Source organism: Enterobacter sp. MG-EB028 (genome assembly GCF_056673305.1).
The window spans coordinates 3528565-3552845 of record NZ_CP195079.1 but is presented as its reverse complement, the minus strand read 5'-3'; the positions used below and the strand labels follow the sequence as shown (position 1 = coordinate 3552845).

Genomic DNA, 24281 nt, shown 5'->3' with positions numbered 1-24281 from the left:
ATTTTCATCTTAAAGTCCAGGGGCCGGTACTAGACAAAACTAGCGACTGGTTATCAAATGGTTAACTAACTTTTCGCCGCATGTAAAAAATCGGTCAGATACGTAACTGGCCGGCGTACCTGCTGGTGTTTACAAGCACGACACATACCTTTCGGGAGAATTATGCAATCCTCTGTTAATCAAAAAGAGAGCCGAACGTTCTTCGGCCATCCGTATCCGCTCGGTTCGCTGTTCTTTACCGAGATGTGGGAGCGTTTCTCATTTTACGGCATTCGCCCGCTGCTGATCCTGTTTATGGCCGCCACCGTCTATGACGGCGGAATGGGGCTGGCGCGCGAAAACGCCTCGGCGATTGTCGGTATCTTTGCCGGCACCATGTATCTCGCCGCACTGCCGGGCGGCTGGCTGGCGGATAACTGGCTCGGCCAGCAGAGAGCCGTCTGGTACGGTTCGATTCTGATCGCGCTCGGCCATCTGTCGATCGCGCTGTCGGCCATCATGGGCAATAACCTGTTCTTTATCGGCCTGATGTTCATCGTGCTCGGCTCTGGCCTGTTCAAAACCTGCATCTCGGTGATGGTCGGAACCCTGTATAAAAAAGGCGATGCGCGTCGTGACGGCGGTTTCTCGCTGTTCTACATGGGCATCAACATGGGCTCGTTCATCGCCCCGCTGATTTCCGGCTGGCTGATTAAAACCCACGGCTGGCACTGGGGCTTTGGTATTGGCGGCATCGGGATGCTGGTAGCGCTGATTATCTTCCGCGTATTTGCCGTTCCGGCGATGAAGCGCTACGACAGCGAAGTCGGCCTGGACTCGACATGGAACAGCCCGGTGGTGAAGCGCAACGGCGTGGGTGTCTGGCTGCTGGCGCTGGCGGCAGGGGTGGCAACGCTCGTGACGCTGATTGCGCAGGGCGTGATTGTCATTAACCCGGTCGCGGTAGCCAGCGTGCTGGTCTACGTGATTGCGGCGTCTGTTGCCCTCTACTTTATCTACCTGTTCATTTTCGCGGGCCTGCGCCGCAAAGAGCGCGCCAGGCTGCTGGTCTGCTTTATTCTGCTGGTCTCCGCCGCGTTCTTCTGGTCCGCGTTTGAGCAGAAGCCAACCTCGTTCAACCTGTTTGCCAACGACTACACTAACCGCATGATTGGTGATTTTGAAATTCCGGCGGTGTGGTTCCAGTCGATCAACGCCCTGTTCATCATCCTGCTGGCCCCGGTGTTCAGCTGGGCATGGCCGAAGCTCGCGAGCATGAACATTCGGCCGAGCAGCATCACCAAGTTTGTAATTGGTATTCTGTGTGCGGCAGGGGGCTTTGGCCTGATGATGCTGGCAGCACAGAACGTGCTGAGCAACGGCGGGGCGGGCGTGTCGCCGTTCTGGCTGGTGGGCAGTATCCTGATGCTGACGCTCGGTGAGCTGTGCCTGAGCCCGATCGGTCTGGCGACCATGACCCTGCTGGCACCGGAGAGAATGCGCGGCCAGATGATGGGGCTGTGGTTTTGCGCCAGCGCGCTGGGTAACCTGGCGGCGGGCCTGATTGGCGGCCACGTGAAGGCCGACCAGCTGGATATGCTGCCGGATCTCTTTGCGCGCTGCTCCATGGCGCTGCTGATTTGTGCCGCAGTGCTGATCGTCCTCATTGTTCCGGTGCGCCGCATGCTGGAAAATGTGCAGACTAAACCGGCAGTTAGCGCCTCATAAACCTCGGTGTGCCGGGGCAGGCGTTACGCCCCGGCACGGTATTTTCTGAGGTGAAACTATGCAGTTAGGATTTGTTGGTCTTGGCGCGGTAGTGGAAACAGCGTATCTGCCCGCATTGCGTAACCTGTTCGATGACGCTGTTCGTTGTTTCGGCTTCGATGTTCTCCCCGCTAAGCACCCCGAAGGCGTTACGCGCAGCGCCTCGCTTGCGGAGCTTTTAGCCACCCCGCTGGATACCCTTTTTATCACCACCGCATCGCTGCACCATCTTGCAGTGCTTGAGCAGGCGATTGCCTCGCCTGTACCGCGGATTGTGATTGAAAAACCGATTGTCGCCACGCTTTCTCAAATCAAAAAACTCAACGCGCTACTGGCAACGCCCGATGTGGCATCCCGCGTGCTGGCGCTCGACCACTGGATGGCGCGCACCGAAACGGTGAAGCATTCACTGGTCGGCCATGTTTCTGACATCGTTCGCATCGAAGGCTTTTTGCAGGAGCCGAGTGGGTATAACGCCGCCGGGGAACCTGTCGCGCTCAATTTCGCGACCGGTGAACCGGATACGAGAACGCTTCGCCACCCGGACGGCGTGATTCTGGATATCGGTACGCACGTGCTGGCGATGCTGCGTGAAACGGTGCGCTATCTTGGCGGCCATGAGGATATGACGCTGCAGGTCGTCACGGCCAAAGATCGCCTGGGCCGCAATATTGCAAAAGGCGACCTGACCACGGCGGAAGGTGAGGCGCACTTGCAGGGAAGCATCAGCGGTGTGCCAGTGGAGATCTTGCTTAACAAATACGCGGGGCCTGCAGGTGGACAAAAGGGCTTACGAGTGTATTTACGCGACGGGCGCATCATCAACCACGACCGACGCGGCGCTGAAGATGTGCTGGAGCTGATTGAGGGTAAGGATATTCAGCGCTGGCATATCCCCGGTACGATCTATGAACGCTGTCTTGCCGAACACATTATTGGCGCAAAGAGCCTGTTTGAACGCGATCCGCAGGAGGTGAGCCGCACGACGCGCCGCAGAATCGAGGAGGTGGCGCTGCTGCTGACCTTGCAGCAACAGTTGCGTGGCCCGCACTGAAGACGTGGTAAAATTATCGCAGACCAGAACGCCCTGAAGGAGACATCATGACCATTACCTGCCCGGATTGCCAGGCACCGCTTGAACCCCTGAACGGGGTGGCGCACTGCGACAGCTGTAATAAAGATATTGCGCTCGAAGCCCGCTGCCCGGAGTGTCATCAGCCACTCCAGGTCTTAAAAGCCTGCGGGGCGGTGGATTATTTCTGCCAGAACGGCCACGGTCTTATCTCTAAAAAACGCGTGGAGTTTGTTCGGGCCGAAAGTTAATCGCACACGCAGCCTTCGCCTTTCTTCCACAGCTCGATCAGCGACTCGGGCGCTTCCTGCTCCGGCACCAGCACGATGATATCGGCGTAGTGCGCCTGATTTTGTCCGGTCCAGATAATCTGGATGCGGAAATAGCGCTGATCCCCGCTGCCGGGGGAAGAGACTTGTCCGGGCGGCTGGCCGCGCGGGAAGGCCTGCTCGAGTATGCTCACCAGACGCTGGCGCTGGGCCTCATTGAGCGAGGAGAGCGCGATGGTGCGCTGGCCGCTCAGCTTAGGAATAAAAGCGACGCCGCCTTCCCGGGCCAGCTCAACCACGGCGTCATCCGTCAGTTCCGGAACCTGCATTTACAGCACTCCCACCTGTTCCCAGGCTTGTTTTATTGCCGCCCCAACGTCGCTACCGGAGCGTTTCTCTCCGTGCGCTATCGTCAGTTTTGCAAAGGCATCAAAATCTGCATCCTGCGCCAGATTGCGATCGCAAACCGTGTCGTACCAGGCATAACCCGCTTTTTCCCACGCATAGCCGCCGATTGCGGTCGCGGCCAGATAAAACGCCCGGTTAGGGATGCCGGAGTTAAGATGTACGCCGCCGTTATCCTCGCGCGTTTTGATGAAATCTTTCATATGCGCGGGCTGGGGGTCTTTGCCTAGCAGAGGATCGTCGTAGGCGGTGCCGGGGTCAGACATAGAGCGCAGCCCTTTGCCGTTAATGCCCGCGGCCAGCAGCCCTTCACCAATCAGCCAGTCTGCTTTATCGGCGGTTTGCTTCAGATGATACTGTTTCACCAGCGAGCCAAACACGTCTGACAGGGACTCGTTCAGCGCGCCCGATTGCTCAAAATAGATGAGCCCGGCTTCGGTCTCGGTTACGCCGTGGCTCAGCTCGTGCGCCACCACGTCGATGGCAATCGTAAAGCGGTTAAAGATTTCCCCGTCGCCGTCACCGAATACCATCTGCTGCCCATTCCAGAAGGCGTTCTGATATTCCCGACCGTAATGCACGGTGCCGGTCAAAATAAGCCCCTTATTATCGAGCGAATCACGCTGATATTCTTTCCAGAAGAAATCATGGGTGATACCTAAATAGTTATAGGCTTCATCCACCGCCACATCGCCGTTGGAGGGTTGTCCCTCATAACGCACCTGCCTACCCGGCAGCTCCTGGGTCTGTTTCGCATCGTAGATATCGCGCTCAAGCTGACCGGCTTTATTCACGTGCGGCGCGGCGGGTTTGCCCGGCATATGCGCCATCAGGGTCTGGACGTGGGTTAAGGTCTGGCGGGCACAGCGCTGCTGCGGCTCGGAACCGCTTTCGATAATACGACGAAGAATATAAGGGGGAATAACGCTACGAAGATGGGACATGCTGCTCTCCTTATTAAAAAAGGGAATAGCAGCAGTATAGTAAGTAACCGGCGAAGAATTATCCGGTTTTGCGCTGACGCGTCTTTTTCACCGGTTTAATTGATTTCACTTCGCTTTCTACCCAGCCGTCAGACAGCCGGGTGGTAAGAACATCACCGGTATTCACCTGTTTTGCTTGCTTCAGCACTTTGCCGTCCGCTGCCGTCGTCACGCTATAGCCGCGCGCCAGCGTGGAGAGGGGGCTCACGGCTTCCAGATGGGTCACCGCATTGCCAAAACGTTCGCGGGTGGTGCTCAGACGCGCCCGGAGAGTCTCCGCCAGACGATACTCCAGCTGCTGAATGCGCGTTTGCGCGCGATAAATTTTCGGCTGCGGGTTCTGCTGGTTCAGGCGCTGCGTAACACGCTGCTGGCGCGCTACCGCGCGCTTAAGCTGCGCGTCCACCGCAACGTTCATGCGCTGACGCAGGCGTTCCAGCACGGTCTGCTGACGCGCCAGACGCAGCTGCGGGTGCTGCTGCTGAAGACGATGATGAAGCTGAGTAAAGCGGCGGGTACGGTTGGCAAGGAAGTAGTCCATTGCCATCTCAAGACGCTGCTGGCCGTTCTGAATCTGGCGCAGCAACTCCAGCTGGTTACGGCTCACCACTTCCGCCGCCGCGGACGGCGTAGGCGCGCGCAGATCCGCGACAAAATCGGCAATCGTCACGTCCGTTTCGTGCCCGACGGCGCTCACCACGGGGATAACGCTTGCAAAGATTGCCCGCGCCACGCGCTCGTCGTTAAAGCTCCACAAATCCTCCAGCGAGCCGCCGCCGCGCCCGACGATTAAGACGTCGCACTCCTGACGGGCGTTCGCCAGCTCAATGGCGCGAACTATCTGTCCTGGCGCATCGTCACCCTGCACGGCGGTGGGGTAGATGATGACGGGCAGGGAAGGGTCGCGACGCTTCAGCACGTGCAAAATATCGTGCAGAGCGGCACCGGTTTTCGAGGTAATCACCCCCACGCAGTGGGCAGGCGATGGCAGCGGCTTTTTGAACTGCTGGTCGAACAATCCTTCGGCAGAGAGCCTGGCTTTTAACTGTTCATACTTCTGCTGCAGAAGGCCTTCGCCCGCAGGCTGCATGCTCTCGACGATAATTTGATAATCACCGCGCGGTTCATACAGGGTGATATTGGCGCGCACCAGAACCTGCTGGCCGTGCTGAGGGCGGAACGTGACGCGGCGGTTGCTGTTGCGGAACATCGCGCAGCGCACCTGGGCGGTATCGTCTTTTAGCGTAAAGTACCAGTGGCCGGAGGACGGCTGCGTGAAGTTAGAGATCTCACCGCTGATCCAGACCTGCCCCATTTCCTGCTCAAGCAGCAAACGCACCGTCTGATTAAGGCGGCTAACGGTATAAATTGAGGGGGATTGAGAGGATAACATGTGAGCGGGATCAAATTCTAAATCAGCAAGTTATTCAGTCGATAGTAACCTGCTGAGAGGCAATCGCAAGCTTTTTTATAAAAAAGTGTAGATGCAATCGGTTACGCTCTGTATAATGCCACGGCAATATTTAACCACCCAGGTCAGAGATATTGCCCATGCTACGTATCGCTAAAGAAGCACTGACGTTTGACGACGTCCTCCTCGTTCCCGCTCATTCCACCGTTCTGCCGAATACTGCCGACCTCAGCACGCAGTTGACGAAAACCATTCGTCTGAACATTCCTATGCTCTCCGCGGCAATGGACACCGTGACGGAAGCGCGCCTGGCAATCGCCCTGGCACAGGAAGGCGGCATTGGCTTTATCCATAAAAACATGTCTATCGAGCGTCAGGCGGAAGAAGTTCGCCGCGTGAAGAAGCATGAATCCGGCATCGTGTCCGATCCTCAGACCGTTCTGCCAACCACCACCCTGCACGAAGTGAAAGCCCTGACCGAACGTAACGGCTTCGCCGGTTACCCGGTAGTGACCGAAGACAACGAACTGGTCGGTATCATCACCGGTCGTGACGTGCGCTTCGTGACTGACCTGAACCAGCCTGTCAGCGTGTACATGACGCCAAAAGAGCGTCTGGTGACCGTGCGCGAAGGTGAAACCCGCGACGTGGTGCTGGCGAAAATGCACGAAAAACGCGTTGAGAAAGCGCTGGTGGTGGATGCGAACTTCCACCTGCGCGGCATGATCACCGTTAAAGATTTCCAGAAAGCTGAACGTAAACCGAACGCCTGTAAAGACGAGCATGGCCGTCTGCGCGTTGGCGCTGCGGTTGGCGCGGGTGCCGGTAACGAAGAGCGCGTTGACGCGCTGGTTGCTGCGGGCGTTGACGTCCTGCTGATTGACTCCTCTCACGGCCACTCCGAAGGCGTTCTGCAACGTATTCGTGATACCCGCGCCAAATACCCTGACCTGCAGATCATCGGCGGTAACGTGGCCACTGGCGCAGGCGCTCGCGCGCTGGCTGACGCCGGCTGCAGCGCGGTGAAAGTGGGTATCGGCCCAGGCTCTATCTGTACCACGCGTATCGTGACCGGCGTGGGCGTTCCACAGATCACCGCCGTGTCTGACGCGGTTGAAGCGCTGGAAGGCACCGGTATTCCGGTTATCGCTGACGGCGGTATCCGCTTCTCTGGCGACATCGCTAAAGCCATCGCCGCTGGCGCAGCTGCCGTGATGGTAGGCTCCATGCTGGCCGGTACCGAAGAATCCCCGGGTGAAATCGAACTCTACCAGGGCCGTTCTTACAAATCCTACCGCGGCATGGGCTCCCTGGGCGCGATGTCCAAAGGTTCCTCCGACCGTTACTTCCAGACCGATAACGCCGCTGACAAACTGGTACCGGAAGGTATCGAAGGTCGCGTTGCCTATAAAGGCCGTCTGAAAGAGATCATTCACCAGCAGATGGGCGGCCTGCGCTCCTGTATGGGTCTGACCGGCTGTGGTACCATTGACCTGCTGCGTACTAAAGCGGAATTCGTACGCATCAGCGGTGCGGGTATCCAGGAGAGCCACGTTCACGACGTGACGATCACCAAAGAGTCCCCGAACTACCGTCTGGGCTCCTGATAAGTTTCCGCGCCCGGCTTCTGCCGGGCGCTCTGTTTTTGTTTCACTTGCCTCGGAATTAGCGTCAATGACGGAAAACATTCATAAACATCGCATTCTCATCCTGGACTTCGGTTCTCAGTACACTCAGCTGGTGGCGCGTCGCGTACGTGAACTGGGCGTTTACTGTGAGCTGTGGGCGTGGGATGTCACGGAAGCACAGATTCGCGAATTCAATCCAAGCGGCATCATCCTGTCCGGCGGCCCGGAAAGTACCACCGAAGAGAACAGCCCGCGCGCGCCACAGTACGTGTTCGAAGCTGGCGTGCCGGTATTCGGCGTCTGCTACGGCATGCAGACCATGGCCATGCAGCTGGGCGGCCACGTAGAAGGCTCCAGCGAGCGCGAGTTCGGCTATGCACAGGTTGAAGTGGTTAACGACAGCGCGCTGGTGCGCGGTATCGAAGACTCCTTGACCGCAGACGGCAAACCGCTGCTGGACGTGTGGATGAGCCACGGCGACAAAGTCACCGCTATCCCGTCTGACTTCGTCACCGTAGCCAGCACCGAGAGCTGCCCGTTTGCCATCATGGCGAACGAAGAAAAACGCTTCTACGGCGTGCAGTTCCACCCGGAAGTGACCCACACCCGTCAGGGTATGCGCATGCTGGAGCGCTTCGTGCGCGACATCTGCCAGTGTGAAGCGCTGTGGACCCCGGCAAAAATCATCGACGACGCCGTTGAGCGTATCCGCCAGCAGGTTGGCGATGACAAAGTGATCCTCGGCCTCTCCGGCGGCGTGGACTCCTCCGTGACCGCGATGCTGCTGCATCGTGCCATCGGCAAAAACCTGACCTGCGTGTTCGTGGATAACGGCCTGCTGCGCCTGAACGAAGCTAAGCAGGTTATGGACATGTTCGGTGACCACTTCGGTCTGAACATCGTTCACGTGGAAGGCGAGCAGCGCTTCCTGGACGCGCTGAAAGGCGAGAACGATCCGGAAGCGAAGCGTAAGATCATCGGCCGCGTGTTCGTGGAAGTGTTCGACGAAGAAGCGCTGAAGCTGGACGACGTGAAGTGGCTGGCGCAAGGGACCATCTACCCTGACGTGATTGAATCTGCCGCATCCGCTACCGGTAAAGCACACGTCATCAAATCTCACCACAACGTGGGCGGCCTGCCGAAAGAGATGAAGATGGGTCTGGTTGAACCGCTGCGCGAGCTGTTCAAAGACGAAGTGCGTAAGATCGGTCTGGAACTGGGCCTGCCGTACGACATGCTCTACCGTCACCCGTTCCCGGGTCCGGGTCTGGGCGTGCGCGTGCTGGGTGAAGTGAAGAAAGAGTACTGCGACCTGCTGCGTCGCGCGGACGCGATCTTCATCGAAGAGCTGCACAAAGCTGACCTGTACAACAAAGTGAGCCAGGCGTTCACCGTGTTCCTGCCGGTTCGCTCCGTCGGCGTAATGGGCGATGGCCGTAAGTACGACTGGGTTGTTTCCCTGCGTGCGGTGGAAACCATTGACTTCATGACCGCGCACTGGGCGCACTTGCCGTATGACTTCTTAGGCCGCGTGTCTAACAGAATAATTAATGAAGTCAATGGTATATCGCGGGTCGTATATGACATCAGCGGTAAGCCACCGGCTACGATTGAGTGGGAATGATTTCCCTCTGAATTAACACCCAAACCCTCTGCCTGTGCAGGGGGTTTTTTATTTCCTTACTTCCCTTCCCCCAACCGATACGCCAGCGCCACCACCAACGACTGCACCAGGCACAGCGTTGCCGACTGTGACCGGAACGCATCAACCTGCGCCTCTTTCACCACAAAGCAGAGATCGCTGAACGTCGCCAGCGGGCTTATCTGGCTGTCCGTAATCACAATCTGCCTCGCGCCGACGCTGGCGGCAGTTTCGCTGACCATCACCGTCTCTTCCGCGTACGGCGAGAAGCTGATCGACACCACGATGTCGCGCGCCTTAATGCGGCTGATCTGCTCGCGCAGCATCCCGCCCATGCCGTCGAGCAGGATAGGGCGACACTCGAGGTGGCTCAGGGCGTAGGTGAGGTAGGCCGCGACGCTAAAGGAGCGGCGCAGTCCGGCGATGTAGATAGTGTCGGCGTCGGCCAGCAGCTGTACCGCGCGCTCCAGCATTTCCGGTTCGGCGCGGGCGGCCAGCTGCTGCAGCGCCTGCGCGTTCGAGCGGGCGAACTCCTGCAGGATATCGAGCGGCGTTTCCGGCACGGCCTCGCTCTCCATTTCGCGGAACAGCCGGGCGCGGTCGCTGTAGCTGGCGGTCTCCTCAACCAGGTTCATACGAAACAGCTGTTTCATTTCGTTGAAGCCGGTGAAGTCAAAGGCGTTGGCAAAGCGGATCAGCGTCGACGGCGGCACGTCGGCGCGCTCGGCAATGACGGCAACCGTATCAAAGGCCACGCTGTTGGTATTATCCAGCACGTAGCGGGACACCTGCTGCAGCCTCTTGCTCAGGCTATCGTAGCGATCGCGGATTTGCTGCTGCAGTTCGTTCAGGCTGGTTGCTGTCGTCATGTTATCCCCCAAATACAGTCTTATGATTCTAAACGCAAAACCGCGTCTTTTAAATGTCGGCCATCCATCTGGCAGCAAAAATGAAACAGAAGCTTCAGTCATTTCCTCGCCCGAAATCCCTTAATAGCGCACGCGGCGTCAGTGTTGCTGGCTGTTAACATAAAAATCCATCCTTGATCACATTAATCATTATTTATTTTATTTCAACTTAAAATGGAATATTTGTTTCATATATAGTGTTCAGTACACAGCGTTCAGGTAACAGTCACGTATCAACAGCGAGAGGTTAAGGATGGAGACGGTAGCGAATTTTATTCACGGCGAATGTGTCACCGGTTCAGGCCAGCGCGTTCAGGCGATCTTCAACCCGGCCACCGGCGAGCAAATCCGCCAGGTGGTGATGAGTACGGCGCGGGAAACCGAACAGGCGATTGCCGCCGCGCAGCAGGCGTTTCCTGCGTGGGCGCGCCAGGCTCCGCTTAAGCGCGCGCGCGTGATGTTCCGCTTCAAGGCGCTGCTGGAGGAGAACATGGAGCGCCTGGCCCGCATCATCAGCGAAGAGCACGGCAAGGTCTTCTCCGACGCGGTGGGTGAACTGACCCGCGGTCTGGAAGTGGTGGAATTTGCCTGCGGTATCCCGCATCTGCAAAAGGGTGAACACTCGGCGAATGTCGGTACCGGCGTCGACAGCCACTCGCTGATGCAGCCGCTCGGCGTCTGCGCCGGGATCACGCCGTTTAACTTCCCGGCGATGGTGCCGATGTGGATGTTCCCGATTGCGCTGGCGACCGGCAACACCTTCGTGCTGAAACCCTCTGAAAAAGATCCCTCTCTTGCGCTCGCGCTGGCCCAGCTGCTGAAAGAGGCTGGCCTGCCGGACGGCGTCTTCAACGTGGTGCAGGGAGATAAGGAATCCGTTGACGTGCTCCTGACCGACCCGCGCGTACAGGCGGTGAGCTTTGTCGGCTCCACGCCGATTGCGGAATACATTTACCAGACCGCGTCCGCCCACGGTAAGCGCTGTCAGGCGCTGGGCGGCGCGAAAAACCACTGCATTCTCATGCCGGATGCCGACATGGAGATGGCGGCCAACGCCATTATGGGCGCGGCCTACGGCGCGGCGGGGGAACGCTGCATGGCGCTCTCGGTGGTACTGGTTGTGGGGGATAAAACCGCCGATGACCTCTGCGCCCGGCTGGAAAAACAGATTGCCGCGCTGCGCGTCGGGCCGGGCCTGGACCAGACGCCGGAAAACGAAATGGGGCCGCTTATCTCCTCCGCGCACCGCAGCAAGGTGCTGGGCTACATCGACAGCGGCGAGTCGCAGGGGGCAAAACTTCGCGTGGACGGTCGCGGCTTCAGCGTGAAGGGGCACGAGCAGGGCTACTTCGTCGGGCCGACGCTGTTCGATAACGTCACCCCGGAGATGACCATCTATAAAGAAGAAATTTTCGGCCCGGTACTTTCTGTGGTGCGCGTAGCAGATTACGCCAGCGCGGTGGATCTGATTAACCGCCATGAATATGGTAATGGCTCAGCGATTTTCACCCGCGACGGCGGCTGCGCTCGCCGCTTCTGCGAAGAGGTGCAGGCGGGCATGGTGGGAGTCAACGTGCCGATCCCGGTGCCGATGGCGTTCCACAGCTTCGGCGGCTGGAAGCGCTCGATTTTTGGCGCGCTCAACGTCCACGGCAGCGACGGCGTGCGCTTCTACACCCGAATGAAAACCATCACCGCGCGCTGGCCGGAAATGCAGCAGGAGACAAGCGCTGCGTTCTCCATGCCGACGCTGGGCTGACAGGAGGCGTTATGCAAACCGAACGTATGACCATGGCCCAGGCGCTGGTCCGGTTCCTTAATCAACAGTACGTCAGCGTGGATGGCAATGAAACGCCCTTTGTCGAGGGCGTGGCGACCATCTTTGGGCACGGCAACGTGCTGGGTATCGGCCAGGCGCTGGAGCAGGAGCCCGGTCATCTGAAAATCATGCAGGGGTGCAACGAGCAGGGTATCGCTCACATGGCGACGGGATTCGCCAAACAGCACCGCCGCCAGCGCATTTTTGCCGTCACCTCCTCGGTCGGGCCGGGCGCCGCCAATATGGTGACCGCCGCGGCAACCGCCACCGCGAACCGCATCCCGCTTTTACTGCTGCCGGGCGATATCTACGCCAGCCGACAGCCGGACCCAGTGCTGCAGCAGATCGAGCAGTATCACGATCTCAGCATCAGCACCAACGACTGCTTCCGTCCGGTCTCCCGCTACTGGGACCGCATTAACCGCCCCGAGCAGCTGATGAGCGCCATGCTAAGCGCGATGCGAACGCTTACTGACCCCGCCAATACCGGGGCGGTGACCATCTGCCTGCCGCAGGACGTGCAGGGAGAAGCCTGGGATTACCCGCTGAGCTTCTTCGCGCGTCGCGTGCACCACATTGAGCGTCGTCCGCCTGACCCGCAGCGTCTGGCGCAGGCGCGGGCGCTGATCGCCCGCAAACGTCGTCCGCTGGTGGTGTGCGGCGGCGGTGTGCGCTATTCCGGCGCGCATGAGGCGTTTCGCGAATTTGTCGAGACGCTGCAGCTGCCGTTTGCCGAAACCCAGGCCGGAAAGGGGGCGCTGGTAAGTGACCACCCACTTAATCTGGGCGGCGTAGGGGTAACGGGGGGAATGGCCGCTAACCAGCTTGCGCCACAGGCTGACCTGGTGATCGGCATCGGCACCCGCCTGACCGATTTTACCACCGGCTCTAAGGCGCTCTTTTCCCACCCGGACGTTGAATTCCTGCTGCTGAACGTGGCCGAGTTTGACGCCCTGAAGCTGGACGCCACCGCGCTGATTGCCGATGCCCAAACCGGACTCCAGGCATTAACCCACGCGCTCAGGGATTACCGCAGCGGCTGGGGAGAAACGATCGCCCAGGCGAAATCCGCCTGGCGCGACGAGTGCCGCCGCCTGTGGGATCGCCAGTGGCGCCCTGACGACGCGCCTGAAGTGGCGGGGCACATGGATGCGCAGCTGGCGGAATACGGCGAGACGCTCAACACCCGCCTGACCCAGACGCGGGTGCTGGGGCTGATCAACCAGCATGTTGAAGATAACGCCGTTGTGGTGGGCGCGGCCGGTTCGCTGCCGGGCGATTTACAGCGCCTCTGGCAGGTCAAAACGCCGGACAGCTATCACCTGGAGTACGGCTACTCCTGCATGGGCTACGAGATTGCGGCGGCCATCGGCGCGAAGCTCGCCAGACCCGGGCTGCCGGTGTACGCCATGGTGGGGGATGGCTCCTACATGATGCTGCACTCCGAGCTGCAAACCGCCGTGCAGGAGGGGATTAAGGTCACCGTTTTGCTGTTTGATAACGCCAGCTTCGGCTGCATCAACAACCTGCAGATGGGGCACGGGATGGGCAGCTTTGGCACGGAAAACCGCCAGCGCAACCCGGAAACCGGGCGGCTCGACGGGCCGCTGGTGAAGGTCGATTTCGCGCAAAACGCGGAGAGCTACGGCTGCCGCGCGTGGCGGGTAAACGATGAGCAAAGCCTGCTGGCAGCGCTGGAGGCGTCCCGGGCGCATCCGGGCCCGACGCTGCTGGACATCAAGGTGCTGCCGAAGACCATGACCCACGATTACGCCTCCTGGTGGCGAACCGGTGACGCGCAGGTGGCAGAGTCGTCTGCCGTGCGTGAGGCCGCGGAGCACACCCAGGCGCAGGTGAAAAAAGCCCGCCAGTATTGAGATTTCTCTTCGTAACGAAATTTTCATTTCATTTTGTTTTCCCCCTCACCCCGGCCCTCTCCCCAGAGGGGCGAGGGGGAAAAGCCCGCACTCAACCGTCCTCTCTCCCCTCTGGGGAGAGGGTTAGGGTGAGGGGCATCCCTTCCTCAATGTTGTGAGATTGATAACAAAATTTATCTCATTCATCTCAAAAATGTTAACCCGCACTCAAAAACATAATTTTCACTATTTATAAAAATGAAATAAATGTTTTATTTATAGGGTCGTTAGTTCACAGCATTCACCAACACCGGGAGCCGTTATGTTTAACATTGCTTTACTGGGCGCTGGCCGAATTGGCCAGGTACATGCAGCTAACATCGCCAGCCACGGCGCGACCACGCTCTGGTCCGTGGTTGACCCGAATCAGGAATTTGCCACCCGCATCGCCACCCAATATCAGGCCCGCCAGCAGAGCCTCATTGAGGCGATGACCGACCCTGACGTTCATGCCGTGCTGATCGCCTCCGCCACCGATACCCACGCGGATCTGATTGAAATGGCCGCCCGCCACGGTAAGGCCATCTTCTGCGAAAAGCCGGTACACCTTGACCTCGCCCGCGTGCGCGACTGCCTGAAGGTGGTTAAAGAGTACGACGTGCCGCTGTTCATCGGCTTTAACCGCCGCTTTGACCCGCAGTTCCGCCGCGTGAAAACCGACGCCCAGGCCGGGCGCATCGGCAAACCGGAATCGCTGCTCATCATCTCCCGCGATCCGTCTCCGCCGCCCGCAGAGTACGTGCGCGTCTCCGGCGGCATGTTTCGCGATATGACCATTCACGACTTCGACATGGCCCGCTTCATCATGGGCGAAGAGCCGGTGTCGGTGTATGCCCAGGGCAGCAACCTGGTGGATCCGGCGATTGGCGAGGCGGGGGATATCGACACCGCGTTTATCGTTCTGAAATACGCCTCCGGCGCAATGGCGACCATCGTCAACAGCCGCCGCTCATCTTACGGCTACGACCAGCGCCTGGAGCTGCACGGCTCCGAAGGGCTGCTGTGCGCGGGCAATATCCTGGAAAACCAGGTGCAGCACTATGGCAAACAGGGCTGCACCAGCGCGCTGCCGGAACACTTCTTCCTGCAGCGCTACAAATCCGCTTACGCCGCGGAATGGGAACACTTTGTTGCGGTATTACGCGGCGAAGCGGTGCCTGACTGCAGCGGCGATGATGGTGAACGTGCGCTGTACCTTGCGGATAAAGCGCTGGAGTCGCTGCGTAGCCAGCGCGAGATCGTCCTCTAAACACACCAACCCTACACAGAGAGACATAATAATGAAAAAACTGATCTTAGCCGCCCTCATCGCCATGACATCCGGGGCCGCCCTCGCCGAAAACGAGCAGATTGTTTTCAGTACGCCAAACCTGGCGATGCCGTTTGAAGTTCACATGCAGCGCACGGCGGTGAAAGCCGCAAAAGAGATGGGCGTGAAGCTTCAGGTACTGGACGGGCAGGGCAGTTCACCGAAGCAGGTGGCTGACCTGGAAAACGCCATCACCCGCGGGGCGCAGGGCTTTATCGTCTCCCCGAACGACGTGAACGCGGTCTCCAGCGCGGTGGATGAAATTCAGGATGCGAAGCTGCCGGTGGTCACCCTTGACCGCTCCGTCGACAGCCAGAAGAAAGTGCCGCACTTTGGCGCCAACAACTACAAAGGCGGCCAGGCGATTGGCGACTTCGTTAAAACCAAATTCCCCGACGGCGCGGAGATCATTCTGCTGACCGGCCAGCCGGGCTCCTCCTCCAATATTGAACGCACTAAGGGGATCCGCGACAGCCTGAAGGCGGGCGGGGATAAGTACAAGATCGTCGCCGATCAGACCGGCAACTGGATGCGTTCCGAAGGGATGCGCATCGTTGAAAGCGTGCTGCCCTCGCTGCCGAAACGCCCGCAGGTGATCCTCTCCGCCAACGACGACATGGCGCTGGGGGCGATTGAAGCGCTGCAAAGCCAGGGCGTGAAGCCGGGTGAGATCCTCGTAACCGGGTTTGATGCGGTGCCGGAAGCGCTGGCCCGCGTGCGCGACGGCTGGCTGGCGGTAACGGCGGATCAGCGTCCGGGCTTTGCGGTGCAGACGGCGATGAGCCAGCTGGTGGCCAATGTACGCGAGAAGAAAGCCATCACCGGGGCCGACTACCCGCCGACGCTGATCACCAAAGAGAACCTGCAGCAGGCTGAGCGTATCGGTGAGGCCGGTAACTGATATGTCCCGAGCCGCCTTTGGCGGCTCATCATGAGGAGGAGCAGACCGATGTCGCAACCCTTACTGAAAGTGACCGACCTGGCAAAAAGCTTTTCCGGCGTCTGGGCGCTGAGCAGCGCCCAACTGACCGTCGGCGCGGGGGAGATCCACGCCCTGCTGGGGGAAAACGGGGCGGGAAAATCCACGCTACTGAAGGCGCTCGCGGGCGCGCAGCCGCAAACCCGCGGGGATATCTGGTTCAACGGCGAAACGCTGCCGGTGGACGACTCCCCGGTGGAACGCCAGAACAAGGGCATTATCACCATCTATCAGGAATTCAACCTGCTGCCCAACATGACCGTCGCGGAAAACATGTTTCTCGGGCGCGAGCCGCGCAGGCGTAACCTGATCGTCGACGAAAAGGCGGTCAACCAGGAGGCGCAGGTTATTCTCGATTACCTGCAACTGAACGTTGCGCCGACTACCCCTGTCGCCCGTCTGAGCGTCGCCCAGCAGCAGATGGTGGAGATCGCCAGGGCGCTGACCCTCAACGCCCGCTTGATCATCATGGACGAGCCCTCCGCCGCGCTGAGCGACAGCGAGGTGGAAAGCCTGCACCGCGTGGTGCGGGAGCTTAAAAACCGCGGCGTGAGCATTATTTACGTTACCCACCGCCTGCACGAAGTTTTCCAGCTCTGCGATCGCTTCACCGTTTTCCAGGACGGCCGTTTCACCGGCACCGGCGCGGTGGCGGAGACTAACGTCGAACAGCTGATCCGACTGATGGTCGGGCGCGACGTGGCCTTTAACCGCCGCCCCGCCAGTGAAACCCATCATGAAGACAAACCCGTCCGCCTGGCGGTGAAGGGGCTGAGCCGCGAAAAGCCGCCGCTGGATCCGCACGGTATCGCCCTGCACGACATCAGCTTCCACGTCCACGCCGGGGAAGTCTTAGGCATTGCCGGGCTGGTGGGGGCGGGACGTACCGAGGTGGCCCGCTGCCTGTTTGGCGCAGACGCGTTTACCTCGGGGAGCTTTGAGCTGGACGGCGTGCCGTACCAGCCGCGCGACCCGCTGTATGCCCTCGATCAGGGCGTGGCGCTGGTGCCGGAAGATCGCAAAAAAGAGGGGGCGGTGCTGGGGCTGTCCATTCGCGACAACCTGTCGCTCTCCTGTCTCTCCTCGCTGCTGCAGTGGCGCTGGTTCGTGAACACCCGCAAAGAGGACGATCTGATTGAGTCCTACCGCCAGGCGCTGCAGATCAAAATGGTCAACAGCGCGCAGGAGGTGCGCAAGCTCTCCGGCGGCAACCAGCAAAAGGTGATCCTCGCGCGCTGCATGGCGCTTAACCCGCGGGTGCTGATCGTCGATGAGCCGACGCGCGGCATCGACGTGGGGACCAAATCGGAAGTGCACCAGGTGCTGTTTGACATGGCGAAAAAGGGCGTGGCGGTGATCGTGATCTCCTCCGATCTGCCTGAAGTGATGGCGGTGTCTGACCGGATCATCACCCTCAGCGAAGGCCGGGTGACCGGCGAGATCCACGGTGACGACGCTAACGAAGAACGGCTGATGACAATGATGGCCATCAACCACAACGCCCTGAACGCGGCATAACGGAGTTTCTCATGACGCAGATGATTTCTAAAACGCAGGCCCCGGTCAAACGCGCCGGACGCATCGATCCCATCGCCTTCTTCGAGCGCTTCGGGGTGCTGATTTTCATGATCCTGCTGCTGATCTTCTTCCAGTCGCAGAACAGCAACTTTTTCTCTGAACGCAATATTTTCAACATCCTGACCGAAGTCTCCATCTACGGGATCATGGCCGTGGGGATGACGTTCGTCATTCTGACCGCCGGGATCGACCTCTCCGTGGGCTCCATTCTGGCGGTGTGCGCAATGACCGCAGCGTACGTGATCAAGGGTGATAACTTCACCACCGTAGACCCGAATGCATGGGGCGGCATGAGCTGGCTGATCGGGCTGGGGATATGTCTGGCGATGGGCACGGCGATTGGCTTCCTGCACGGCCTGGGCGTCACCCGCCTGCGCCTGCCGCCGTTCATCGTCACCCTCGGCGGGATGACCATCTGGCGCGGCCTGACGCTGGTGATTAACGACGGCGCGCCGATCGCCGGTTTCGATCAGGGCTACCGCTGGTGGGGGCGCGGGGAGCTACTCGGCATCTCCATTCCGATCTGGATCTTTGCCATCGTCGCCGTCGGCGGCTATCTGGCGCTGCACAAAACCCGCTGGGGCCGCTTCGTCTACGCCATCGGCGGCAACCCGGAGGCGGCGCGTCTGGCGGGGGTCAACGTCAAGCGCGTGCTGGTCAGCGTCTACGTGCTGATCGGCTGTCTGGCGGGGCTGGCGGGCTTCATCCTGAGCGCGCGTCTGGGGAGCGCCGAGGCGGTGGCCGGGATCTCCTTTGAGCTGCGCGTCATCGCCTCGGTGGTGATTGGCGGTACCTCGTTGATGGGCGGCTACGGGCGCATCGGCGGCACCATTATCGGCTCCATCATCATGGGCATTCTGATTAACGGCCTGGTGCTGATGAACGTCTCGGCCTACTACCAGCAGATTATCACCGGATTAATTATCGTTCTGGCGGTGGCATTCGATACCTATGCCAAAAGCCGTCGCGGCGCACTGTGAGGAACACGATGAAAGAGGTTCGTATTGGATTAATTGGCACCGGGTATATCGGCAGGGCGCACGCTATCGCCTATGCCCAGGCCCCGACGGTGTTCAACCTGCGCGGCAGGCTGGTGCGCGAGATGGTAGCGGAAGTCACGCCGGAGCTGGCGGCAGAGCGCGCGCGGGCGTTTGGCTTCAACCGTTCCACGGGCGACTGGCGGGCGCTGGTGGCCGACCCGGCCATTGACGTGGTGGATATTTGCTCACCTAACCACCTGCATAAGGAGATGGCGCTGGAGGCGATCCGCCACGGCAAGCACGTCTACTCGGAGAAGCCGCTGGCGCTTAACGCCCACGACGCGCGCGAGATGGTCGACGCCGCGAAGCGGGCCGGTGTGAAAACGCTGGTGGGGTTCAACTACATGAAGAACCCGACGGCGCAGCTGGCGAAGGAGATTATTGCCCGCGGCGAGATTGGCGAAGTGATCCACTTCTACGGCACCCACAACGAAGACTATATGGCCGACCCGCGCGCTCCCATTCACTGGCACTGCTTTAAAGAGACCGCCGGGCTGGGCGCACTGGGCGACCTCGCGGCGCATATCGTCAATATGGCCCAGTACCTGGTGGGTGATATCGAGCAGGTCTGCGGCGATCTGAAGATCGTGGTCCCTGAACGCCCGGCAAAGGCCGGATCGTCAGATATGATTGCCGTTGAAAACGAGGATCAGGCCCACGCGATGGTGCGTTTTGCGGGCGGGGCGCAGGGCGTGATTGAAACCTCCCGCGTTGCCTGCGGCCGCAAGATGGGGCTGTCGTACGTCATCACCGGGACGAAGGGCGCCATCAGCTTCACCCAGGAGCGCATGGCCGAGCTGAAGCTCTATCTGCATGACGATCCGGTGAACCGTCAGGGGTTCCGCACGCTGCTCGTCGGCCCGGCGCACCCGGACTACGCCGCGTTCTGCATGGGCGCGGGCCACGGGATTGGCTTTAACGATCAAAAAACGGTGGAGGTGCGCGACCTGGTGGACGGGATTGCCGCCGACGCGCCGATGTGGCCGGACTTCGAAGAGGGCTGGAAGGTGTCGCGCGTGCTGGACGCGATTGCGCTCTCGCACCGGGAAGGCCGCTGGCTGAACGTGAACGACATTGTCTGATGAGGTATCAACGTGGAAAAGCAGTTTGATGTGATATGCATGGGCCGCGTGGCGGTAGACCTCTACAGCCAGCAGATTGGTGCCCGCCTGGAAGATGTGTCGAGCTTCGCCAAATACCTCGGAGGATCCTCCGGCAACGTGGCGTACGGCACCGCGCGCCAGGGCCTGCGCTCGTCGATGCTGGCGCGCGTTGGCGATGAACATATGGGCCGCTTCCTGCGGGAAGAGCTCAGCCAGGTGGGCTGCGATACCAGCCATCTGATTACCGATAAACAACGCCTCACGGCGCTGGTGCTACTTGGCATTAAAGACCGGGACACCTTTCCCTTAATTTTTTATCGCGATAACTGCGCGGATATGGCCATTACGGCCAGCGATGTGGACGAAAGCTACATTGCCTCCGCACGTTGTCTTGCCATCACCGGGACTCACCTTTCTCATCCGCAGACCCGCGAGGCGGTGCTGACGGCGCTGGGCTATGCCCGCCGTCACGGCGTGCGCACGGTGCTGGACATCGACTACCGTCCGGTGCTGTGGGGGCTCACCTCCTTAGGCGACGGCGAAACGCGCTTTATCGCCGCCGATAAGGTCACCCGCGAGCTGCAGGAGGTGCTGCACCTCTTCGACGTCATTGTCGGCACCGAAGAGGAGTTTCACATTGCAGGCGGCAGCAAGGATACCCTGCAGGCGCTGGGGCAGGTGCGCGCCGTCAGTCAAGCCACGCTGGTCTGCAAGCGCGGCGCGCTTGGCTGCTCGGTCTATACCGACGCCATTCCGCCCCGGCTGGACGACGGCCTGACGGTCACCGGCGTGCGCGTGGAGGTGCTGAACGTCCTCGGCGCGGGGGACGCGTTTATGTCCGGCCTGCTGCGCGGCTACCTGAACGACGAGGGCTGGGAGCAGGCGTGCCGCTATGCCAACGCCTGTGGCGCGCTGGTGGTCTCGCGCCACGGCTGTGCCCCGGCGATGCCGAGCAAAATCGAGCTGGATGACTATCTTTCCCGCGCCGCGAACGTACCGCGCCCGGATCTCGACCCGCGTCTTAACCATCTCCACCGGGTGACCACCCGCCGCCGCGAATGGCCGGAGCTGTGCGTAATGGCGTTCGATCACCGCAGCCAGCTTGAGGATATGGCGATGCAGTGCGGCGCGTCGCTTAAGCGCATTCCGGCACTGAAGCAGCTGATCCTGCAGGCCAGCCGCGAGGCGGCGAGCCGCGCCGGGCTGGAGGGCAAAGCCGGTCTGCTGTGCGACGGCACCTTTGGTCAGGACGCGCTGAACGCGATCACCGGGGAAGGATGGTGGATTGGTCGCCCCATCGAGCTGCCGGGCTCCCGGCCGCTGGAGATGGAGCACGGCAACATCGGCACCCAGCTTATCAGCTGGCCGCAGGAGCACGTGGTGAAGTGTCTGGTCTTCTTCCATCCGGAAGATGCCCACGGCCTGCGCCTGGAACAGGAGCAGAAAATTGCCGAGGTGTACCACGCCTGCTGCCGGTCCGGGCACGAGCTGCTGCTGGAGGTGATCCTGCCTGCGACCATGCCGCGCAGCGACGAGCTCTACCTGCGCGCCATCTCCCGCTTCTACAACCTGGGCATCTACCCGGACTGGTGGAAGCTGCCGCCGCTTTCCGCCGACGGCTGGACGGCGCTCGGCGAGATTATAGACCGCCGGGACCCGCACTGCCGCGGGGTGGTGATCCTCGGCCTGGACGCCCCGGCAGAACAGCTGCGCGCCGGCTTCAAAGCCGCAGCGGGGCAGCCGCTGGTAAAAGGCTTCGCCGTGGGGCGCACGCTGTTTGGCGATGCCTCCCGCGCATGGCTGAAGCACGATATTGACGATGCGCAGCTGGTGGCGCGCATCCGGGACAATTACCTGCAGCTTATCGCCTGGTGGCGCGAGCGCGGACACGCATAATGGAGACGACAATGAGTGTGCAATTAGGCATTAACCCGCTGACGTGGACGAACGACGATCTGCCTTCCCTCGGCGCGGAGACGTCGCTGGAGACCTGTCTGAGCGAAGGGAAAGAGGCCGGTTTCGCCGGCTTCGAGCTGGGCAACAAATTCCCGCGCGAAGCGCGCCTGCTTGGCCCGATTTTGCAGCGCCACGACCTGCAACTGGTCTCCGGCTGGTACTCCGGTCGCCTGCTGGAGCGCAGCGTGGAGGAGGAGATTGCCGCCGTGCAGTCCCACCTGACGCTGCTGCGTGAGCTGGGGGCAAAGGTGCTGGTCTTTGCGGAGGTGAGCGGCTGCATTCACGGCGAGCAGCAGACGCCGGTGCATCTGCGCCCGCGCTTCCCGCATGAGCGCTGGAAGGAGTACGGCGAGAAGCTCACCGAATTTGCCCGCTACACCCAGCAGCAGGGGGTGCAGATTGCCTACCATCACCATATGGGCACGGTGATTGAGTCCGCCGAGGACGTGGACAACCTGATGGCCCACACCGGCGACGAGGTTGGACTGCTGCTGGATACCGGCCACCTGACCTTTGCCGGGGCCGACCCGCTGGCGGTAGCGCAGCGCTGGGCGTCGCGCATCAACCACGTTCACTGCAAAGACGTGCGCGCCGACGTGCTGGCGGACGTCAAAAACCGCAAAACCAGCTTCCTCGATGCGGTGCTGAGCGGCGTGTTTACCGTGCCGGGCGACGGCTGCGTCGATTACCCGCCGATTATGCGGCTGCTGAAGGCGCAGGATTATCACGGCTGGCTGGTAGTCGAGGCGGAGCAGGATCCGGCGATCGCCCATCCGCTGACCTACGCCCGTCTGGGGTACAACAACCTGAGCCGCCTGGCGCGCGACGCCGGACTGATTTGAGGAGGGGACATGTCACGTCTGTTATCACGCTGGCAACAGCCGAACGCAGAGGGGCGAACCCAGTCCGTGACGCCGGAAAGCGCGGGGTGGGGCTACGTCGGGTTTGAGGCGTATGAGCTGCTGGAGGGGCAGACGCTGACGCTGCCCGCCGTCAGGGAAGAACGCTGCCTGGTGCTGGTCGCCGGGCGCGCCTCTATCACCACTCCTTCCGCGCAGTTTAACGATATCGGCGAGCGGATGAGCCCCTTCGAGCGCATCAAACCGTGGGCGGTGTACGTCACTCCGCAGGAAACGGTGCAGGTGAAGGCGCTGACGAAGCTTGAGCTGGCGGTCTGCGCCGCGCCGGGCAAGGGCACGTATCCGACGCGGCTGATAGCCCCGCAGGACATCGACGCCGAGGCGCGCGGCAAGGGCCACAACCAGCGCTACGTGCACAACATTCTGCCGGAAGACAAACCGGCTGACAGCCTGCTGGTGGTGGAGGTATGGACTAACGAGGGCTGCACCAGCTCGTACCCGAGCCACAAGCACGACACGGATAACCCGCCTCAGGAGACATATCTGGAGGAGACCTACTACCATCGCCTCAATCCGGAACAGGGGTTCTGCATGCAGCGGGTCTACACCGACGACAGAACGCTGGATGAGTGTATGGCGGTCTACAATCGCGACGTGGTGATGGTTCCGAAGGGCTATCACCCGGTGGCGACGATGGCCGGGTATGACAGTTACTACCTTAATGTGATGGCCGGCCCGGTGCGCAAATGGATGTTTACGTGGGAAAAGGACCACGCGTGGATTAATCATGATTATCCCGCGGATGGCGGGGGTTGAGACGGCCTTTTTTGTCGGGCGGCGCTGCGCTTACCCGACCTACGAAATCGTAGGCCCGTGCAAGCGTAGCGCCGCCGGGCGAATTGTCCTCAGTGCATCCGCCTCGCCTGCTCAATCGTCCGGGCGATGGCCTCCGGTTGGCTTACCATCGACACGTGGCTCGCCGCCACCTCGGCGGTTTTCGCATGGATCGTCTTCGCCATGGCGCGCTCAAGCTCCGGGTTGATCATTCGGTCATTCTTGCTGACCACAAACCAGCTTGGTTTATCATGCCACGCCGCGTGGGTGACCTTTTCACCAAACGCATCGGCCTTAATTGGCCCCTGCGTGGCCGCGATAGCGTTTTGTTCTTCTGGCTTCACATCCGGCGCGAAGTCCTTCCTGACGGCTCCTGTCGGCAGGAATAAATAGCCGTCAGCCGTTTTGGCAATGCCCGCGCTGCCCGGTGGTGCAGGGTAGCTTCCTGCCAGATCTGCCGTCGACTGGCCGGAATCCGGCGCGAATGCCGCCACATACACCAGCGTTTTTACCCGCGCATCGTTACCCGCCTCGCTAATCACGGTGCCACCCCAGGAGTGGCCCACCAGAACCACGTCACCCTGCGCACGGGCGATGGCCCGCTTTGTGGCCGCAACGTCATCCTTAAGCGAGGTGAGCGGGAGCTGGACGGCAATCACCTCATCGTGCTGCTTCTGCAGCAGGGCGATCACCTTATTCCAGCTGCTGCCGTCGGCAAACGCGCCGTGCACCAGCACAACGCTGGTTTTACTTTGTGCAAAGGCGCTGGCGGAAAAGGCCAGCAGGCCCGCCGTCACTACAGACAGTGCTTTCATCTTCAGAC

The 24281-nt window shown here is 60.5% G+C and carries 20 protein-coding genes; 15 read left to right on the top strand and 5 right to left on the bottom strand.

The features are described from left to right. Positions 1-162: 162 nt before the first annotated feature. The 3 genes from ACR42C_RS16775 to ACR42C_RS16765 are packed head-to-tail and all read left to right on the top strand — an operon-like array spanning position 163 to position 3069. Entirely contained in the window at positions 163-1707 is a 1545-nt protein-coding gene (locus ACR42C_RS16775; protein ID WP_479984355.1) for a peptide MFS transporter, read from the top strand. A gap of 58 nt (positions 1708-1765) precedes the next feature. Beyond that, positions 1766-2800 (top strand): Gfo/Idh/MocA family oxidoreductase, encoded by a 1035-nt coding sequence (locus ACR42C_RS16770; protein ID WP_479984354.1) that lies wholly within the window; start codon positions 1766-1768, stop codon positions 2798-2800. 47 nt (positions 2801-2847) lie between these two features. Continuing rightward, positions 2848-3069 (top strand): zinc ribbon domain-containing protein, encoded by a 222-nt coding sequence (locus ACR42C_RS16765; RefSeq protein WP_479984353.1) that lies wholly within the window; start codon positions 2848-2850, stop codon positions 3067-3069. Here the strand turns inward: ACR42C_RS16765 and ACR42C_RS16760 are convergent. Genes ACR42C_RS16760 through xseA form a run of 3 tightly spaced genes read right to left on the bottom strand, consistent with a single transcriptional unit; the run spans position 3066 to position 5868 of the window. Further along, a complete protein-coding gene (locus ACR42C_RS16760) occupies positions 3066-3416 on the bottom strand; it encodes a protealysin inhibitor emfourin (RefSeq protein ID WP_320719982.1) in 351 nt (116 codons plus the stop codon). The two genes, ACR42C_RS16765 and ACR42C_RS16760, sit on opposite strands and share 4 nt — an antisense overlap. Then, on the bottom strand, positions 3417-4436 hold the full coding sequence (locus ACR42C_RS16755) for a M4 family metallopeptidase (protein ID WP_479984352.1): 1020 nt from the start codon (positions 4434-4436) through the stop codon (positions 3417-3419). 58 nt (positions 4437-4494) lie between these two features. Continuing rightward, the gene (gene xseA, locus ACR42C_RS16750) at positions 4495-5868 is read right to left on the bottom strand and encodes an exodeoxyribonuclease VII large subunit (RefSeq protein WP_192983569.1); all 1374 of its coding nucleotides are present in this window, start codon (positions 5866-5868) and stop codon (positions 4495-4497) included. A gap of 158 nt (positions 5869-6026) precedes the next feature. Here xseA and guaB point away from each other — a divergent pair, with 158 nt between their 5' ends. Together guaB and guaA are read left to right on the top strand one after the other, a co-directional pair. Further along, a complete protein-coding gene (gene guaB, locus ACR42C_RS16745) occupies positions 6027-7493 on the top strand; it encodes an IMP dehydrogenase (RefSeq protein WP_014884799.1) in 1467 nt (488 codons plus the stop codon). Positions 7494-7560: 67 nt separating this feature from the next. Next, a complete protein-coding gene (gene guaA / locus ACR42C_RS16740) occupies positions 7561-9138 on the top strand; it encodes a glutamine-hydrolyzing GMP synthase (RefSeq protein WP_025912810.1) in 1578 nt (525 codons plus the stop codon). 56 nt (positions 9139-9194) lie between these two features. Here the strand turns inward: guaA and ACR42C_RS16735 are convergent, their stop codons facing one another. Beyond that, positions 9195-10025 carry a MurR/RpiR family transcriptional regulator gene (locus tag ACR42C_RS16735; RefSeq protein WP_008502123.1) on the bottom strand — a complete coding sequence of 277 codons (831 nt, stop codon included), beginning with the start codon at positions 10023-10025 and terminating at the stop codon, positions 9195-9197. Positions 10026-10317: 292 nt separating this feature from the next. On the opposite strand from ACR42C_RS16735, the gene ACR42C_RS16730 reads away from it, so the two are divergent. From ACR42C_RS16730 to iolB, 10 genes are all read left to right on the top strand, one after another. After that, positions 10318-11823 (top strand): CoA-acylating methylmalonate-semialdehyde dehydrogenase, encoded by a 1506-nt coding sequence (locus ACR42C_RS16730; protein ID WP_163330574.1) that lies wholly within the window; start codon positions 10318-10320, stop codon positions 11821-11823. Positions 11824-11834: 11 nt separating this feature from the next. Continuing rightward, the gene (gene iolD, locus ACR42C_RS16725) at positions 11835-13760 is read left to right on the top strand and encodes a 3D-(3,5/4)-trihydroxycyclohexane-1,2-dione acylhydrolase (decyclizing) (RefSeq protein ID WP_320719991.1); all 1926 of its coding nucleotides are present in this window, start codon (positions 11835-11837) and stop codon (positions 13758-13760) included. A gap of 301 nt (positions 13761-14061) precedes the next feature. Further along, positions 14062-15048 carry an inositol 2-dehydrogenase gene (gene iolG, locus ACR42C_RS16720; protein ID WP_063452892.1) on the top strand — a complete coding sequence of 329 codons (987 nt, stop codon included), beginning with the start codon at positions 14062-14064 and terminating at the stop codon, positions 15046-15048. Between the two features lie 31 nt (positions 15049-15079). Beyond that, positions 15080-16009, top strand: coding sequence for a sugar ABC transporter substrate-binding protein (locus ACR42C_RS16715; protein WP_041908742.1), 930 nt, complete (start codon positions 15080-15082; stop codon positions 16007-16009). Between the two features lie 48 nt (positions 16010-16057). Beyond that, positions 16058-17605 carry a sugar ABC transporter ATP-binding protein gene (locus ACR42C_RS16710; protein WP_166711966.1) on the top strand — a complete coding sequence of 516 codons (1548 nt, stop codon included), beginning with the start codon at positions 16058-16060 and terminating at the stop codon, positions 17603-17605. 11 nt (positions 17606-17616) lie between these two features. Continuing rightward, positions 17617-18645: an ABC transporter permease gene (locus tag ACR42C_RS16705; RefSeq protein WP_013098254.1), complete on the top strand. Its 1029-nt coding sequence runs from the start codon at positions 17617-17619 to the stop codon at positions 18643-18645. An 8-nt stretch (positions 18646-18653) separates the two neighbouring features. Further along, positions 18654-19787, top strand: coding sequence for a Gfo/Idh/MocA family protein (locus ACR42C_RS16700; protein WP_320719993.1), 1134 nt, complete (start codon positions 18654-18656; stop codon positions 19785-19787). A gap of 12 nt (positions 19788-19799) precedes the next feature. Then, entirely contained in the window at positions 19800-21704 is a 1905-nt protein-coding gene (locus ACR42C_RS16695) for a bifunctional 5-dehydro-2-deoxygluconokinase/5-dehydro-2-deoxyphosphogluconate aldolase (RefSeq protein ID WP_320719994.1), read from the top strand. 11 nt (positions 21705-21715) lie between these two features. Further along, positions 21716-22606 (top strand): myo-inosose-2 dehydratase, encoded by an 891-nt coding sequence (gene iolE / locus ACR42C_RS16690; protein ID WP_320719995.1) that lies wholly within the window; start codon positions 21716-21718, stop codon positions 22604-22606. Positions 22607-22615: 9 nt separating this feature from the next. Then, entirely contained in the window at positions 22616-23440 is an 825-nt protein-coding gene (gene iolB, locus ACR42C_RS16685) for a 5-deoxy-glucuronate isomerase (RefSeq protein WP_320719997.1), read from the top strand. 89 nt (positions 23441-23529) lie between these two features. Here the strand turns inward: iolB and ACR42C_RS16680 are convergent, their stop codons facing one another. After that, positions 23530-24273, bottom strand: coding sequence for an alpha/beta fold hydrolase (locus ACR42C_RS16680; RefSeq protein WP_320719999.1), 744 nt, complete (start codon positions 24271-24273; stop codon positions 23530-23532). Between the last annotated feature and the right edge of the window lie 8 nt (positions 24274-24281).

What these genes read in the sequence shown, in the direction of transcription:
- ACR42C_RS16775 (WP_479984355.1), top strand. Translation starts at nt 163, where the DNA reads ATGCAATCCTCTGTTAATCAAAAAGAGAGCCGAACGTTCTTCGGCCAT.
- ACR42C_RS16770 (WP_479984354.1), top strand. Translation starts at nt 1,766, where the DNA reads ATGCAGTTAGGATTTGTTGGTCTTGGCGCGGTAGTGGAAACAGCGTAT.
- ACR42C_RS16765 (WP_479984353.1), top strand. Translation starts at nt 2,848, where the DNA reads ATGACCATTACCTGCCCGGATTGCCAGGCACCGCTTGAACCCCTGAAC.
- ACR42C_RS16760 (WP_320719982.1), bottom strand. Translation starts at nt 3,416, where the DNA reads ATGCAGGTTCCGGAACTGACGGATGACGCCGTGGTTGAGCTGGCCCGG.
- ACR42C_RS16755 (WP_479984352.1), bottom strand. Translation starts at nt 4,436, where the DNA reads ATGTCCCATCTTCGTAGCGTTATTCCCCCTTATATTCTTCGTCGTATT.
- xseA (WP_192983569.1), bottom strand. Translation starts at nt 5,868, where the DNA reads ATGTTATCCTCTCAATCCCCCTCAATTTATACCGTTAGCCGCCTTAAT.
- guaB (WP_014884799.1), top strand. Translation starts at nt 6,027, where the DNA reads ATGCTACGTATCGCTAAAGAAGCACTGACGTTTGACGACGTCCTCCTC.
- guaA (WP_025912810.1), top strand. Translation starts at nt 7,561, where the DNA reads ATGACGGAAAACATTCATAAACATCGCATTCTCATCCTGGACTTCGGT.
- ACR42C_RS16735 (WP_008502123.1), bottom strand. Translation starts at nt 10,025, where the DNA reads ATGACGACAGCAACCAGCCTGAACGAACTGCAGCAGCAAATCCGCGAT.
- ACR42C_RS16730 (WP_163330574.1), top strand. Translation starts at nt 10,318, where the DNA reads ATGGAGACGGTAGCGAATTTTATTCACGGCGAATGTGTCACCGGTTCA.
- iolD (WP_320719991.1), top strand. Translation starts at nt 11,835, where the DNA reads ATGCAAACCGAACGTATGACCATGGCCCAGGCGCTGGTCCGGTTCCTT.
- iolG (WP_063452892.1), top strand. Translation starts at nt 14,062, where the DNA reads ATGTTTAACATTGCTTTACTGGGCGCTGGCCGAATTGGCCAGGTACAT.
- ACR42C_RS16715 (WP_041908742.1), top strand. Translation starts at nt 15,080, where the DNA reads ATGAAAAAACTGATCTTAGCCGCCCTCATCGCCATGACATCCGGGGCC.
- ACR42C_RS16710 (WP_166711966.1), top strand. Translation starts at nt 16,058, where the DNA reads ATGTCGCAACCCTTACTGAAAGTGACCGACCTGGCAAAAAGCTTTTCC.
- ACR42C_RS16705 (WP_013098254.1), top strand. Translation starts at nt 17,617, where the DNA reads ATGACGCAGATGATTTCTAAAACGCAGGCCCCGGTCAAACGCGCCGGA.
- ACR42C_RS16700 (WP_320719993.1), top strand. Translation starts at nt 18,654, where the DNA reads ATGAAAGAGGTTCGTATTGGATTAATTGGCACCGGGTATATCGGCAGG.
- iolE (WP_320719995.1), top strand. Translation starts at nt 21,716, where the DNA reads ATGAGTGTGCAATTAGGCATTAACCCGCTGACGTGGACGAACGACGAT.
- iolB (WP_320719997.1), top strand. Translation starts at nt 22,616, where the DNA reads ATGTCACGTCTGTTATCACGCTGGCAACAGCCGAACGCAGAGGGGCGA.
- ACR42C_RS16680 (WP_320719999.1), bottom strand. Translation starts at nt 24,273, where the DNA reads ATGAAAGCACTGTCTGTAGTGACGGCGGGCCTGCTGGCCTTTTCCGCC.